The 14,665-nt window shown below is 43.7% G+C and carries 8 protein-coding genes and 1 pseudogene; 5 read left to right on the plus strand and 4 right to left on the minus strand.

What is annotated here, in order from left to right:
- Positions 1–20: 20 nt before the first annotated feature.
- The gene (locus AB6E51_RS04185) at positions 21–959 is read left to right on the plus strand and encodes a LysR family transcriptional regulator (RefSeq protein ID WP_372058269.1); all 939 of its coding nucleotides are present in this window, start codon (positions 21–23) and stop codon (positions 957–959) included.
- A 122-nt stretch (positions 960–1,081) separates the two neighbouring features.
- On the opposite strand, the gene AB6E51_RS04190 is transcribed toward AB6E51_RS04185, so the two are convergent.
- The 3 genes from AB6E51_RS04190 to AB6E51_RS04200 all read right to left on the minus strand — a co-directional run bounded on the left by AB6E51_RS04190 (position 1,082) and on the right by AB6E51_RS04200 (position 6,640).
- Positions 1,082–3,436: a fatty acid cis/trans isomerase gene (locus tag AB6E51_RS04190; RefSeq protein ID WP_372058268.1), complete on the minus strand. Its 2,355-nt coding sequence runs from the start codon at positions 3,434–3,436 to the stop codon at positions 1,082–1,084.
- 243 nt (positions 3,437–3,679) lie between these two features.
- Positions 3,680–5,344: a VRR-NUC domain-containing protein gene (locus AB6E51_RS04195; RefSeq protein ID WP_372058267.1), complete on the minus strand. Its 1,665-nt coding sequence runs from the start codon at positions 5,342–5,344 to the stop codon at positions 3,680–3,682.
- Between the two features lie 57 nt (positions 5,345–5,401).
- A complete protein-coding gene (locus AB6E51_RS04200; RefSeq protein WP_017067032.1) occupies positions 5,402–6,640 on the minus strand; it encodes an OFA family MFS transporter in 1,239 nt (412 codons plus the stop codon).
- A 594-nt stretch (positions 6,641–7,234) separates the two neighbouring features.
- Here AB6E51_RS04200 and AB6E51_RS04205 point away from each other — a divergent pair.
- The gene (locus AB6E51_RS04205) at positions 7,235–7,615 is read left to right on the plus strand and encodes a hypothetical protein (RefSeq protein WP_017064770.1); all 381 of its coding nucleotides are present in this window, start codon (positions 7,235–7,237) and stop codon (positions 7,613–7,615) included.
- 180 nt (positions 7,616–7,795) lie between these two features.
- Here AB6E51_RS04205 and AB6E51_RS04210 read toward each other — a convergent pair whose 3' ends face one another.
- Positions 7,796–8,140 (minus strand): YajD family HNH nuclease, encoded by a 345-nt coding sequence (locus tag AB6E51_RS04210; protein ID WP_017060876.1) that lies wholly within the window; start codon positions 8,138–8,140, stop codon positions 7,796–7,798.
- Between the two features lie 284 nt (positions 8,141–8,424).
- Between AB6E51_RS04210 and yghU the strand changes: the two genes are divergently transcribed.
- The 3 genes and pseudogenes from yghU (at position 8,425) to AB6E51_RS04225 (ending at position 14,573) form a co-directional block, all read left to right on the plus strand.
- Entirely contained in the window at positions 8,425–9,282 is an 858-nt protein-coding gene (gene yghU, locus AB6E51_RS04215; protein WP_372058266.1) for a glutathione-dependent disulfide-bond oxidoreductase, read from the plus strand.
- Positions 9,283–9,558: 276 nt separating this feature from the next.
- Positions 9,559–14,045 (plus strand): annotated as a pseudogene (locus tag AB6E51_RS04220) (SslE/AcfD family lipoprotein zinc metalloprotease).
- Positions 14,046–14,249: 204 nt separating this feature from the next.
- Positions 14,250–14,573 carry a DOPA 4,5-dioxygenase family protein gene (locus AB6E51_RS04225; protein WP_017060873.1) on the plus strand — a complete coding sequence of 108 codons (324 nt, stop codon included), beginning with the start codon at positions 14,250–14,252 and terminating at the stop codon, positions 14,571–14,573.
- Positions 14,574–14,665 lie beyond the last annotated feature (92 nt).

The raw sequence follows: 14,665 nt of genomic DNA on the forward strand, positions 1-14,665 counted from the left end.
AAACATAACAAAAAACAAATGTGAGTGGCAAAGTGAATAAAAACAATAAGTTAGACAAAAGAGACCTACGTAGATTAGAGCTTTTTTGTGAAATTGTTGAACAAGGAGGCATCAATCAGGCGGTCGCAAGCACTGGGATTAGTCAACCAGTGCTGAGTAATCAGCTTATTGCCTTGGAAAAAAGCTTAGAATTAACATTATGCCAACGTGGTCGACGTGGTTTTAAGCTGACTCATGAAGGTGAGCAAGTGTATAAATATGCGAACCAACTAAAATCGACCTTAACCGACTTCGCTTATAAGTTACGAGGTGTACAGACGGAACTCTCTGGGCATGTGCGAATTGGATGTTTGGATAACACCGTCACTTTGCCTTATAACCCACTTCCCAAAGCGATCGAGACGTTTTACCAACGCAGTAACAGTGTTGAGGTGAGTGTTGATGTCGGGGATTTCACCCAGTTGAATGAGAAGTTAGCAAAGAACCAGATTGATATGATGATAGTGGTTCTAGGGTCACATCAAAAATCAGCGTTTCAACATAAATACCCACTGTTTGAAGAGCACAGTTATCTGTATGCGCGTAAGGATCTGGCTGAGAAGATCATGGACAAGGATTTCTCATTGGATGGCTGTCGTATCAACATGGGCGGCTATGCCAAAGATGAGATGTTCCGATTACTGAATATTGAGCAGTACGATTCCGTAAAGCCTTTTGATGGCTGGCATGTCGAGTCGGGTGTAATTTTAACCTTGGCGGGCACACACCTGAGTTTTTTACCGTCTCATTTAATCGACCGTGGCCATTATGACCAAGCCTTGATTCCGCTTCAGCCCGAGAAGTGGAGCCTTAAGAGTCAGTTTTATGTGGTGTTGAAGCAACCTGTAGATTCCCTTTCCCCCGCCGCGCGTGCGTTTTTTGATGAGCTACACCAACCGGAAACATCGGGTTCAATCTAGAGCACTTTTCGCTTCTTAAGAGCACTTCTCGCTTCTCAATAGCATTTACGATACTTTTCCCCATAAACAAAAAACCTCTGCCAAGACAGAGGATTTTTGTTTTTAAAAGTTATGCGTGAAAACTAGCGGTTCTCAAAGCGGTTGTAATCCAACAGGCCGAACTCGATAGGTTGCGCTTGTTGATACCAGCGATGGACACGGTCACTGAACGGCCAAAACTCCGGAGAGCTGCGTCGTACAGCAAACTTATCAAGTAACGCCACGTAGTCTTCTTCCGTGTTCAAGTTCTGTAGCGTTTTAACCAGAGTCGGAATGTCGCTTTCGGTTAATGATAGGTAAGCCGCAGGGTAGCTACCGACAACGCCTCTTACGAGGGTTAGGTCATCATTGGCGTAATCACGGTTACCTTCTTCATTAAACAGGCTCGAAATGTTGCTGTGAGCGTTGTTGTGAATCATGGTGAACAGTTGCTCTTCGCCGTTTTCGCCTTCAATCATGATCATCACTAATTGAGGCACATGACGCAGGCCTTCGCCCTTTATCAAATTCACTTGGTTAAGCAGTGCTTCATTCTTCCTACCAAAACCTGTTTCAACAATCTCAAAGCGATTATCGAGAACAGGTGCGAGCTTATCTTTGATCATATCAAGCAGTTCGTGTTTCGGATCCGCCGTTTTGTAAACCACGCTGGTCGGCTGATCAAAAGGTGCAATGTTTCGCTGCAAATAGTCACTCAGTTGTGCGCTTTGGTTCTGGTACCAACTAGAGTGTTCAATGTGACGAACGTCTTTAGGAAGAAGGCTTAAGAAGTTACTCTCACCTTCAAGACGCAAGAAGTCCATGAACATGCGTGTAATCAGCTGGTGGCCAAAGTTGCCGTAAACATCGAAGCCTGCAACGAGAAGATAATGAATACGCTCTAGAAGAGCATAATCAAGAATCCACGCAGTCTTAGGTTGCGTGCCAACTAACCCTTGTACAACAGAGGCGCTATCGAAGTGCCTAAAGACGGTGAGAGCAGCATTCGGGTTGATGCCATCGCCATCCCAAATGATGCCAGTGTCTAGGTGGACGCCACTCTCGAACCATTGGTTAGTGAAGTCTGATTTCGCGTTTAGGTATTGCGCTTGTTGCTTTGCGTATCTTACCCAGTTGGTCACAGGTACGGTGTTACTTTTTAGTTCGCTAGGCAGCTTTAAGTTTTTCTTTTGACTTGCGTAGAAGGCGTTGATTTCCGGAACATCGGCTTTCTCTGGGTCGATGAAGAAAACCCAAAAACGGTCGTTAATTACGTTCAAGGCAAGTTGACCACGACACACAGGTCCTTTGATGTAGGCCATGATGGTGTTTTGCGCGTTATCTAACATGAAGTTGAAGCGCGAGTTTACTGGCAGTGCTTCAAACGAAGTCATTGGGTTAGCTGAAACATCGATGTCGTAACTAGGTAGTTGTTTTACTTCGTAATTTACGTCGACAAACCAGGTATTCCACTTTTGTAGACGCTCTTTATTAAGTGCGAAAGGCATGTGCGTTTTGTCGACGATAGTGCCTTGTTTTGGAATCAGACGGTAGTAAACACGGTCTACTTTTGGATCGTCATAAGGGCGACGAGTCGTGATGCGCTGTACCGCTTCACCTGGTGGTGTTGCAGAGCGAACAACAGTGAAGAAGCGTGTTGGCTGAGCTAAATCAGAAAAATAGACATGAGATAAAAACAGGTGCTCGTAGATGTAACGTGCTGAAAGTTGACTCTTATTGTCACTCTTGTTTAAAAAGCTTTCGTAGACATTAACGAGCTCTTGTTCTGCATCAGTCAATGGAATGTGGTCGTTCATTAACGCGCCATTTTCCAACCAACTCATTAAAGTCGCGTATTCGGTTTTGTCTAAGTTTGGCATCCCATAAGGCATTCCCCAAGTTGGGTAATCTCTCTCGTATTGAGCGTATTCTTCAATGGTTGGGCACTGTTGGTCGCGATCGATTGAAAAGTCGAAACCTTCAAGCTGGGTTTGATCGGGCAGAGGGTGATTCTCTTTCTGGATCAACATACGAGAAACAAGACCAGCATCGAGGTTAGCCGTTGAGTTTTGCATGCGCTCATTGAGGACAGGATGAAAATCCGCATCGCGCCACTCTTGCGTGGTTAAAGCATCTTCAAACAAGCGAGTAGGGGCTGATGCCGTTAAGCGGGTGCCTTGATAAACGAGTGCCTTGCTCGCGCCTCGGTCTATACCTTCCACTGAAGACATTTTGAGTTGGCAAGGGGCGTCATAACAAGCGTGACAAACCACGCATCGGTTATCAATGATGGGCTTTACTTCGTCAATGAAGTGCTGCGCTTGAGCTGAAAGAATAGGTGCTTGGCGATCGCGTACTTGTTGTTCACCAAACAGTTCGTCGAAGTTTAAACCCGCGTAGACGGCACAACCTGAGAAGACGCTAACAAAAGCTAAAATGAAGAGTTTTTTCAAATTCATACGTATTTAAATATTAGGCATTTTCTATAATTATATCGAAAATGATTGAAAATGCTCATGTTCTAACAATTTTGTAGACAAGATCTTGATGGGACGAGTGACTTGTCGATGCGCGTCACTCGCTAGTGCTCAGAAATTGGTGTTTAGACTTAGCTAGATTTAAGTCCCAAGAGCTGAAAGCTAGCAGTTAAGAGTTAAGAGTTAAGAGTTAAGAGTTAAGAGTTAAGAGTTAAGAGCTAAGACTCATTGATTGACGTAACAAACAGAGAAGGGGACAGACAATCGCTCAAACTCTTTGATCCAGCGCCACTGGTTGTCTTGCAGTTTATCGCCAGGGCCTTTGACTTCAATCCAATGAAACTCATCGCCCTTGAACGCAATCAAATCCGGCATCCCAGTTCTAAATAGCTTTAAGTCACTCAATATCACTTTGAAGAGGTCTACAACCAAGGCATTTGGAATTGAAGCCATGCCGTGTTCGATGAGTGCTTTAGGAAAATAATCCCAATGAACAAAGGGGTTCGCGATACCTTGCTTTTCATCGTAAGTATCAAGAAAATGGTTCAGCCCATGTTTGGATATCGTTTGAAACACGGCTTCAATCTGTTCGGCTCGCTTGTCTACGAAATCTGAATGGTACAGATCCAATGGTCGATGTTGGTAACGATTGATAAAGGCGCCTTCAACGTCTGCGAAAATGACATCCCAGAAAGCCAAACCAAACAAGCCACACAGAAAACTGTTTTCTGAAAAGTAGACGTCCCAACCTTGGTTCTCAAAATGCTGCTTTACCGCAAGCTCGACTCGAGTTTGGCTGAGGTCTAATTCCAGTTTTAACTCTTTGCAGCTCGGCTTTATGGTTCGTGAAACTTTGTGCCCCTGTTTCCGTAGCAGCCGGTCTTCAAGCTTAATAGCGATTTCCAACTCTGACACATCCGATGGAGTAGCTTTCATTTGCGTGACAATGTCACACATTAAGTCTAGCGTACCTTGCTTATCATAGATGCGTGCAAGTCGTTCTCTGCTCGGAGGAAGTGTAGATTGTCTGAACCAAAAGATAGCTTGGTCGTTTAGATTAAGCCTTTCAAGATCGCGAGCAATATCATTGATCAAACGCGATCGTTTTCTGGCAATACTTCTGTGTTCTGATTCTTCAGGAATCGCATTTAAAAGCAGTTCCAGAAACTCGCCATCTTTGCGGTCACCTTCTGAATAAAAGCGTTGAATATCGCGCATCTGGATTAATTGATTGAGCTGATCCCTAGAGGTGAAGAAGCGGTGTTGCTTGCTTAATGGGTAGTTCTCAAAGGTGTTTAGCCCAAGGTCGCTTAACACGAACTGACTTAAGTCTTGATAGGTGTTGGCAAAGAACAGCAACAGTAATACATCAATCACTTGAGATTCGATGACGTAAATACAGTCGAAAGAGAGGTTTTGAAATTGATCAAAAGGTTGCTGATCAAGCCGTAACAACAGCTCGTCTTTCTTGGCATTTCTATGGCTCTTAAGGGCGGGGAATACACTCAACAGCTCTGGTTTGGTGAGCAAGTGAAACCCGAGCTCGACCTCACTAATGGCGAGGTCATGCTGTTCTTCGGGATGACTCAACCCAATGAAGCCTGAGCTGTTTAGCTCTTGCAGTACGGTCTTTAGATCTGGGATCTCAACATAGTTGAGTTTATCGCTGCGAAACCAACGGCCTTTACGAGAAAGCAAACGAACCATTAGGCATTGGCTTGAAACAGAAAGACGTTTGTATGCGGACAACCAACGACATTCATCATCACTCAGAAGATCGGGGTAGAGCGTTTGAGCGTGTTCAACCAGTCGATTGAAGTTGTCGAGATAATAAGTGGGGGAGAGCTGAAGAGTGGTTTCGGTCGTCAATGGAGAAGTCGCTTGATACAAAAAGAGCCTAACCCTAAGGTTAAGCTCTTCAGTAACAAATTCAATCTTTTCTGTTGATTAAGCTTGTGATGCTTTTAGTTCAGCAACTTTAGCTTCAGAGATTGGTTTAGTGATGATTGCTAGAACAATACACACTGCCATCATAACTGCAGAGATTGTGTAAGCTAGGCCGTAACCTTCGCCGTTTGACATTGAGAAGCCAACAACTGCTGCACCGATAGCGCCGCCGATACCCCATGCCGTGTAAAGCACGCCGTAGTTAGTACCGTAGTTTTTCAGGCCGTAGAACTCAGCAGTTAGTGTTGGGAATACTGCTAGAAGCGTACCGTAACCAACCGCTGCGATAGCCGTACCAATGATTAGCGTGAATTCAGAGTTGAACGTAGCGAATAGAGCCATGTTCGCGCCTTGAAGGATGAACGCTAGAAGTAGAGTACGTACGCCACCGATTTTATCTGCAAGCATACCCGCAGCAACACGGCCGCCTGAGTTGAATACTGCAAGGATAGACGCTAGGTAAACTGCGTTTGGCAGGTTAGCTTGAACGCTAGCAATTGTAGTGATGTTACCGATGATCATTAGACCAACAGATGCAGCGAATGCGTACATGATCCATAGAGAGTAGAACTGAGGAGTCTTCAGCATTACTTTCCAAGTTAGGTCTTCAGTCTTCTTAACCGCTTTAGGAGCTTGGCCTGCTTTTACTTTAGGCTCAGCTGGCGTGTAATCCGCTGGTGGGTTGTTGATTGTTGCTGCTAGAGGTACTGCGATTGCAAGTACACCAACACCAAGAATCATAAAGCTAGTTTGGATACCCATGCTGTCGATTAGCGCAGAAGTTACTGGTGCTAGGTAAATAGCCGCAAGACCGAAGCCTGCTGCGATAAGGCCGTTAACCATACCTTTCTTAGAAGAGTGGAACCACTTCATTGCTGATGGAGACAGACATGCGTAACCGAAGCCGATACCTGCACCTGTTATAATACCGAACGTGATGTTCAGCATCATAGGCGTTGTAGCGAAACCAGAAGCAATCATACCTAGGCCTGTAAGCGCTGTACCTAGGATAAGGATCTTACGTGGACCCATACGGTCTTGTAGGATGCCCGCAACAAGAAGACAAACAGAGAATGTGATAGTTGCAATAGCGTAAGGTGAAGATGCTTCAGCAGCACTCCAACCAGCTTCAGTTACTAGCGCTTTGTTAAATACACTCCAAGCATACAGGATGCCAAGACAAAGGTTGATACAGAAGCCTGCTAGCAGGATACGTGTTGCTTTATCAATCTTGCTCATTTTTATTCTCAGTTTTGTCATCGGTTAGTGGAGAGCCACTTAACTAAAGACGGGTTATTGTGATTGTTTCTTCAAAATTAGTTTGCGTTTATCAACAGATAGCGCAAAAGAGCGCGGATTATAACCAATTAAAATGTGATTGGAATCTCTTTTTCCATTTTTGGTAAATTAAATTCAATTTGTTAATAAGTTGTTTTTCATTGGTTTTTGAAATGTTTTTAACACCTCTCTATTTTGTTCTTTTTCGCTCTGTCTTCTTATTATTTCAGGGATTTTGAGGTGATGGTTTTTGAATAGACGCGTATTGCGTGCGGATATCACAGAGTTACAAATAATTTTAATTAATTTCCAAGGTTAAATTTGTGTAACAAAATAAATCGTAACAGCGCTTTGCTCATATGAGACAAGGAGTAACGGAGTTTTATTAAAAACAGAATGTTAAGCAATTGTTAAGGGTGATTTTTGTTAGTACTTTTGCTTACATTTTGTTCGATTGGAGGGGTTGTGTTGTCCGTAAAAAGTGGGAAAATAGTATGCAAACTGAGATTCCAAATTTGAAAGGATGCGTTTCCAACTTATGGTGAGGCGAGTATTATGAAACTGTTTTTAATTTTATTGATGTCAATTTCTGGTGGTGTAGCGGCAGCTGACCATATTCACTCTTTCCTATTCGGCTTCTATGTTGCGGCTCTAGCAGTTGGTAGTTGCTACTGGCTTGCATTCCGCAGTACGCGTTTCCCACAGTTGGCATTAGTGCTATTGATGTGTGGCTTTTTTGCGAAAATTGCAGTGACTGTTATCGGTGTTTCTTGGGGTATCTCGAACGATATCATTCAATCGCCGTTCATTTTCTCATTGTCATACCTGTTCTTCTTAGTGGTTGTGTCTTACGTTTGGTTTGCATACCGCGATAAATTGACGCTAAAACAGCGCGCTAAGAAGGTAGAAGAGTCTCGCAAGCAAGCGGCAGCATAATTCGATTTGATTCTTAAAAAGCCTTCTTCGGAAGGCTTTTTTGATCCTGCCTACCTGAACTCTATTATTTGGTTATGACGGCAGATAAAAGAAACCCCAGTATGGTGACATACTGGGGTTACTTGTTATGTATCTATTATCTAGCAGTTACCATCTACCAAAGACTACTCTGAAGGTGTGTTATTTCTTCATCATCTTAGCGAGATCGGCGAACGGGTTGTGTGTCGCTGACTGATGATCATCTAAACTCGCTTTTGCATCCACACCATAACGCTCATGGTCAGTGTATTTTGAATGCTCATGATCGTGACAGTACAGGCACAGTAGCTCCCAGTTGCTGCCATCTTCAGGGTTGTTTGTATGGTCGTGATCCACGTGGTGAACGGTAAGCTCTCGGAGGTTTGAGTAAACAAATTCGCGCGCACATTTACCACAAACCCAAGGGTACAGTTTTAGTGCTTTTTCGCGGTAGCCTTTCTCTTGGCGAGCATACGCTGCACTCGAACCTGTGAAATCAGAAGACATTGCCAAATCCTTATCAATTGTAATATCCCGATTTTATCACAGCTTTCTTGAAGCTGTCGGTATGTCGTTCGTAAAATCATTGCTAAATGATGCAGTGGACTTATCGATATTAGATTGAAGTTTGAATACAGACTTACCTTCTACACACTAACGCTTAAGCGGGTTATGTCTTTCTGGAATAAGCCATGCTTAACAGTTTGAAAATAAATCGTATTCAGGGGTTTTAACCGCAGGCATGTGACCTAATATCAGTTTGTGAGACCCTATATTAATAAGGAAATATCATGTCAGAACAATACACTCCGCCAAAAGTTTGGGTTAACGATACTGCTGGTGGTAACAAGTGGGCAAACATCAATAGTCCTGAATCTGGAGCTCGCTTTGATAAAGAGCTTCCTGTTGGTGACCATGCTTTTCAATTGTATTCTCTTGGCACACCTAACGGTCAAAAAGTCACTATCTTGCTGGAAGAGTTGTTAGCGGCGGGTGTTAAAGAAGCTGAATATGATGCGTACTTGATCAACATCGGTGAGGCTGATCAGTTCTCTTCTGGCTTTGTTGGTGTAAACCCGAATTCGAAAATACCAGCACTTGTTGATAAGTCTGGTGACGAAGATGTGAATGTCTTTGAATCGGCATCCATCTTGATGCACTTGGCTGAAAAGTTTGGTCACTTTTTACCGAAAGAGGGCGCTGCTCGCACTCAAACATTAAATTGGTTGTTTTGGGCGCAAGGCTCTGCACCATTCCTAGGTGGTGGCTTTGGTCATTTCTACGCTTACGCCGATGAAAAGCAAGAATACCCAATTAACCGTTTTGCGATGGAAGTGAAACGTCAACTAGATGTATTAGACAAACAGTTAGCGAATAACACGTATGTGGCAGGCGAAGAGCTTAGTGTTGCAGATATCGCGATTTGGCCTTGGTATGGCAACCTTGTACTAGGTAAAACATATGATGCCGCTGAATTCCTTCAAGTTGAGTCGTACGCCAACGTAGTTCGCTGGGCGAAGCAACTAGAAGCGCGCGAAGGTTTCCAACGCGGTCGAGTGGTTAACCGTTCATTTGGCGAAGAGTGGGAGCAAGTACCAGAGCGCCATTCTGCAGAAGACATTGACCGTGTTTTAAAGCTTAAGCCTTAGTTCTTTTTTGAACGTGTTTTTGGCAGATATACCCTATCGGTCTTAATGTTAATGGCTAATTGAAACGCCATATCTCAATCGAGATATGGCGTTTTTCCGTTTTAAGGTAGGGAGAGGTTTTGTAATTGGAATGAGAGTCTCAATTATCATTTTGTTTTTCTTATTCAATCGCTTATGAGTAATGGTCTTTGTGGTTAAGACAAAAAACGATAGTCATCGAGGTGGAGTAAATCTATAAGATAACGGTCCACTTTAAATTACGACTAACTTCGCTCAATGAAAAAAAACTTAATTGCGTTGGCTATCATATCCACGGCTCTTTTAGGGTGTAATCACGACTCACTAAGCTATAGTGGTGGCCCTGATACGGCTCCTCCAACAGATATTGTACCACCAACGGACATTCTTCCTCCGACAGATATTGTTCCACCAACGGATATTCTTCCGCCGACTGACATTATTCCACCAACAGATATTATTCCCCCAACAACTTACATCGGTTCACTGTTGTCGAGCGGGGCGTTTGTTTCTGGAGATGTGTACTGTGACGGCATTCATCTTGAAAACGGAACGTTCAGTGTAAAACAAGGCGTGAGTTTTAGTTGTACCTTGGGTCACCTTACTTTAGGTGATTTCACGGCTCCTTTCCCCGAAGTCACAGAAAGCACGATTTCAAATGATGCGCTTCATGCGGCATTTGAGTTGACAGAATTACATGGAGACAACGTTACCAAGGTACTCGAATCAATTGATGTTTGTGAGACTGAAAGTGCTATCTGTCTAAAAGAGCTGGATGCTTTTGATATTGAGGATGTGTTCTCGCAGCTTGATGATCAAGATGCTGTCGATGCGTACTTTTCATCGAAAGAAGAGGAGTCTACAGATGAAGTAGGTAAGGCTCCTAGTTCACACGTAGACACAACTGTTGTTCCTGCGGTTGACCCTAATGCGGACAATAACCTTAACGCTGGTTTTGTTTCTGCAGACGCGGAGTCTACCTATGCTTATAAGCCAAGTGTTGAAGGTAAGGTGTTAACTCGCAGTAAGCTTACAGACGCTAATGGTACGCCGATTTCTGGGATCAGTTTCTTTTCGGCTAACGCGACGGGCGTGACGGATGAAGAGGGGGTCTTTGAGTACCTGTGGGGCGACAGAATCGTTTTTGGTATTGATACGTTTGAGTTTGGCTCCATTACGGGTAATCAGGTTGCTTATAAATTGTCTGATGTGACCAATAATATGGTTGAGAAAGCGAATATCCAGTCATTACTAGAGCGCTATGCGGTTGATCATGTAAGTTATTATGAGATATCTGAAGAAGTCCAAGATACCTTTTCATTACCCTAACGTTATAAATGAGTTGATCAACCTAACTCTGCCAAATGGGGGGCTGATAGAGGGTACAGACTTCGAACTTCCTAATGAGTTTGTTGGTCAGTTTAGCCAAGGGTTAACGGCAGTCATTGATGAGCAGCTGCGCCAAACGCCTCAGTTTATGGATTATGTTCGTCAACCTGCCGTTTTATCTATGGATTCTGGTCAGTATGTAACAGAGTCTCTGCAGCAAATCTTCCACAACGTCACCAAATTCCATGTCTTCAATGACAATGGTAGCTTTTACGGTGCGACGGGGTATACCCGTGGTATGCGAGCTCTGAACATATCGAACAGAGCATTCCCTGTGGTGATGCCAAGAACTGATAAAAACCGTGAGCTTTACTTTGGTGAGCAACAGGCTTGGACTCGTGAAGGTAAGCCTTACATCGCACAACACCCAAGCATCTCGATGCCTCCGATTCCTTTAGTCTCTGAAGACAACGCGACTTATGGTTTCCCATTCGTTACTGCAGGCGAGATAGGCAAAGGTAAGGTCGTGTTCATGGGCAATGGCTTATATCCAAGTATTCTGTCATGCCCAGAGAATTATTGGGCTAATCGCACATTACATATCGACAGCAACAAACAACAGTGCACTGTTTCGACGTTTGAAAACCTACTACATGATGACCAAGGCAGCATGAGGTTGTTTTTCTCGAACTTGTTTGAGTGGTTCAATAATGGTTTGCCTATTGCTGGGATGAATGCAGTGACCAATATTGACCAAGCCTATTCGGCTTATCACCACTCCACAATGGGTAAGCAGTACACGTTTTTTGTTAGTCCTCAGTATGGTTTTGCATCAGTAGAAAAGCGTGGTTCAGGTGACTTTGATGGTTTGGATATGAGCACTACGCCGATTTTGATCCTTCAGGCATATCCCCCTAAGTTGGTTCAAGATGGTATGACTAACCAGTTTGTTGCTGACTTGGATAACCCGAACTTAAGCCAAGACGATATTACCGCTCTTATCAACTATGTTAATAACGGTGGCAATATCTTGTTTATGGATGCGATTCAAACGACAAACCCTGAACCTATTGGACGCTTGGCGGATGCCGCTGGTGTTTCACTAGGTGGTGAAAACGTTACGCCGACAAACCAAGCTTTCTGCGGTAGCTCTTATTATTGCCAAGCGCCGTATCCAAATCTTCACGTGAAGAGCGAAAAGGAAATGGTGGTTCTTGAGCGTTTTCAAGATAACCAAGGAGAACCTCCATTCACGGTAAATCAAGATGGTACGGTTGAGTGGATCAAAGATGAGTCCAAGATTAAGTTTGAGATCCCGACTTATGAGGTTACTAAGTTAGACGCTGAAGGGAAACCAGTGCTTGATGAGTCTGGCGTACCAGTCATGGAGACAAAATCCGCACGTATCTTTGTTGAATCGGCAGAAGAGCGTGAAGCGGCAATCAAAGAACTGCAGTCGGCATTCGTTAGCACTGAGCTTTGTAAGAACGAGTATGAATACGAATTTAACTGTATAGAGACTCGTTCTGGAGACGGCATCACTGTTCGTGGTGCTTATCATAGAGCCGATTTCGACCGCTATGAAGTGAGTAAAACCGTTGTCGACAGTATGGTGAAAGCAGCAAACTTGGGTTCTAACTTTACAGCGCTTTACGAGCACGAGATTTACTATCGCACGAAGGGCACTAAAGGTAAGCGTCTGTCTAACAGCGAATTGAATCAAGCGTTTGATAACCTGTCTGTTTGGATGTGGAATGACAACGCATACCATTTTGAAACAGAAATACAAGATGAGTTGGGGTTCAAGCAGGCTGTTCAGTTCCTTAACTGTTATACCGAAGACTTACATCAAACAGACACAATGGATGCACAGTGTCCTGTTGACCTAAAAGCGTCGTTAGTCGCTAATGGAATGATTCATGGCGAAGGTGAGTTATCTGGGCAGTTGAATCCTAGCTATCCATTAAATTACATGGAGAAACCTCTGACTCGTATTATGTTGGGGCGCTCATTCTGGGATCATGAAATCGTTGTTGATACCACAATGTATCCGGGTCGAACTTCGGGGGCATCTTCGTCAAGTACGGTAATGGTTCAGACCAACGGTAAAGCGGTGACGTATTCGGCAGGAAACAATCAATCGACAGGTCTGTGGGCACCTCAATTACAAGAAGTAACCATTCAAGATGGCGTGGCAGCTACGATTACTGTGATGATCGCGGATGATCTTACAGGTAAGCCGAATCACGAAACGAGTTTGAAACGCCCTCCACGTATGCAAACCAGCTTTGACTACAATGGTTCGAGCTTAACTTTCAAGGTTCCATATGGTGGCCTTATTTACATTCAACCGAAAGTAAAAGAGCTTGGTGAAGTCTCGTTTAGCATTGATGGCGCGTTAAAAGCGGCTTGGTGGAAAGAGGGACAGTGGATTAACACTATTCAATCGGCAGACGCACCAATTGCAGAAATCGATACGGGTTCATTTATTTACACTACACCAATCAGGAATCTAGAATCCGCTGATTTGAACCAATTCGCAACAGATATGAATCGATTCGCTGAAGCGGCAAGTGACTTCTACGGGCGTGATGAGAAACAAAGCACTGGTTTACACCGTAGGTTCACTTATCCAGAACTGAATGCGTTCCGCCATCGTTTTGTGAATGACGTGCAGATTTCGATTGGCGCTGCTCACTCTGGCTACCCAGTGATGAATTCAAGCTTTAACGCAAATCGGACATACATTCCAACCAACCCTGTGAACGATTGGTTGTTGTGGCATGAAGTTGGTCACAACTTAGCATCAGCTCCTTTCCTTGCGGCTGGTAGTACAGAAGTGACCAATAACCTTCTTGCGTTGTATATGCAGGAGTTAGAGGGGCGCAATGCAAACCCTGAAATGGATCGTATTAAATCGGATATTAAGAAAGCACCTAAATGGCTAGAGCTTAATAATGAACATGCGTGGTCACATGGTGATGCAGGTTTACGATTAGTTGTGTTTGGTCAGCTAAAAATCTGGGCAAAATCGAACTTTGCAATTGATGATTGGTATACACGCGGCGCAAGCCAATCTGATGTGTATGGTGAAGATGAAGGCTGGAACATGTTCCAAACTTATGCACCGTAAAGCTCGAGGTGATAGAGAAGGCGACTCGAATACGAACTATTGTAGTGCTAGCGAGACTGGGCTTTCTGGTGGAGACCTAATGATGGTGTGCGCTTCTTATGTTTCAAACTATGACTTAAGTGACTTCTTTGAAGTTTGGAACGTGGGCGAAACGTCCATGACTAATGCTGATGGCACGAAGTCTTATAGTGGCGGAATTAGCTCTAAAGGTCTTAGTGCGGTTGAACAATTAAAACTAGAGAAACCAAACAACAGTCCTTTGAATGTTGATTCAATTTACTAACGCTAATTATTGCTAAAGCATTTTATAGCTTAAAAACAAACGCCACACTGAAACTACGTGTGGCGTTTTTGTTGGAATGCTCTAGAAATTTCAGCTAGATCAGTCTTCTACATGATGTTTAATACTTCGGCTGCCATTGGTTGACTGTCCTTGCTAGAGAAAGCAGGTTAAACTGTTCGCATCATAATTCTAAAGGATGGTGCCATGTACCACGGTCATATCTATTTCCCTCTGCGATTTGCAGAGCAAGCAGAAACACTGCGTCAGAAAATTTTAGCGGAACGTAAAGATGTATTAGAGGTTTTCCCATTAATACAGCGTTTGGTTGGTCCACATAAGATGCCAATGTTTGAGATTCACTTTGCGAACAAAGAGTCGGGCATTGTTGAATGGCTTGAGCAAGAACGCGGTGATATGTCGGTGCTTATTCACCCTGTAACTGGCGGTGAAGAAACTTTGGATCACACAGTACGAGCGATCTGGCTTGGTCGTGAATTGGGTGTCTTTGAAGAAACGCTTACTAGCTAATCAAATATACCAATATTGCACTTAACTCATTCCGACCGGAAAATACATGAACAATAAAAAGGCTCCTCAAATGAGGAGCCTTTGTTTTAAGG

This window comes from Vibrio sp. 10N.247.311.47 (genome assembly GCF_041467535.1).
GTDB lineage: Bacteria > Pseudomonadota > Gammaproteobacteria > Enterobacterales > Vibrionaceae > Vibrio > Vibrio crassostreae_C.

What these genes read in the sequence shown, in the direction of transcription:
- yghU (WP_372058266.1), top strand. Translation starts at nt 8,425, where the DNA reads ATGTCAGAACAATACACTCCGCCAAAAGTTTGGGTTAACGATACTGCT.
- AB6E51_RS04190 (WP_372058268.1), bottom strand. Translation starts at nt 3,436, where the DNA reads ATGAATTTGAAAAAACTCTTCATTTTAGCTTTTGTTAGCGTCTTCTCA.
- AB6E51_RS04200 (WP_017067032.1), bottom strand. Translation starts at nt 6,640, where the DNA reads ATGAGCAAGATTGATAAAGCAACACGTATCCTGCTAGCAGGCTTCTGT.
- AB6E51_RS04225 (WP_017060873.1), top strand. Translation starts at nt 14,250, where the DNA reads ATGTACCACGGTCATATCTATTTCCCTCTGCGATTTGCAGAGCAAGCA.
- AB6E51_RS04205 (WP_017064770.1), top strand. Translation starts at nt 7,235, where the DNA reads ATGAAACTGTTTTTAATTTTATTGATGTCAATTTCTGGTGGTGTAGCG.
- AB6E51_RS04210 (WP_017060876.1), bottom strand. Translation starts at nt 8,140, where the DNA reads ATGTCTTCTGATTTCACAGGTTCGAGTGCAGCGTATGCTCGCCAAGAG.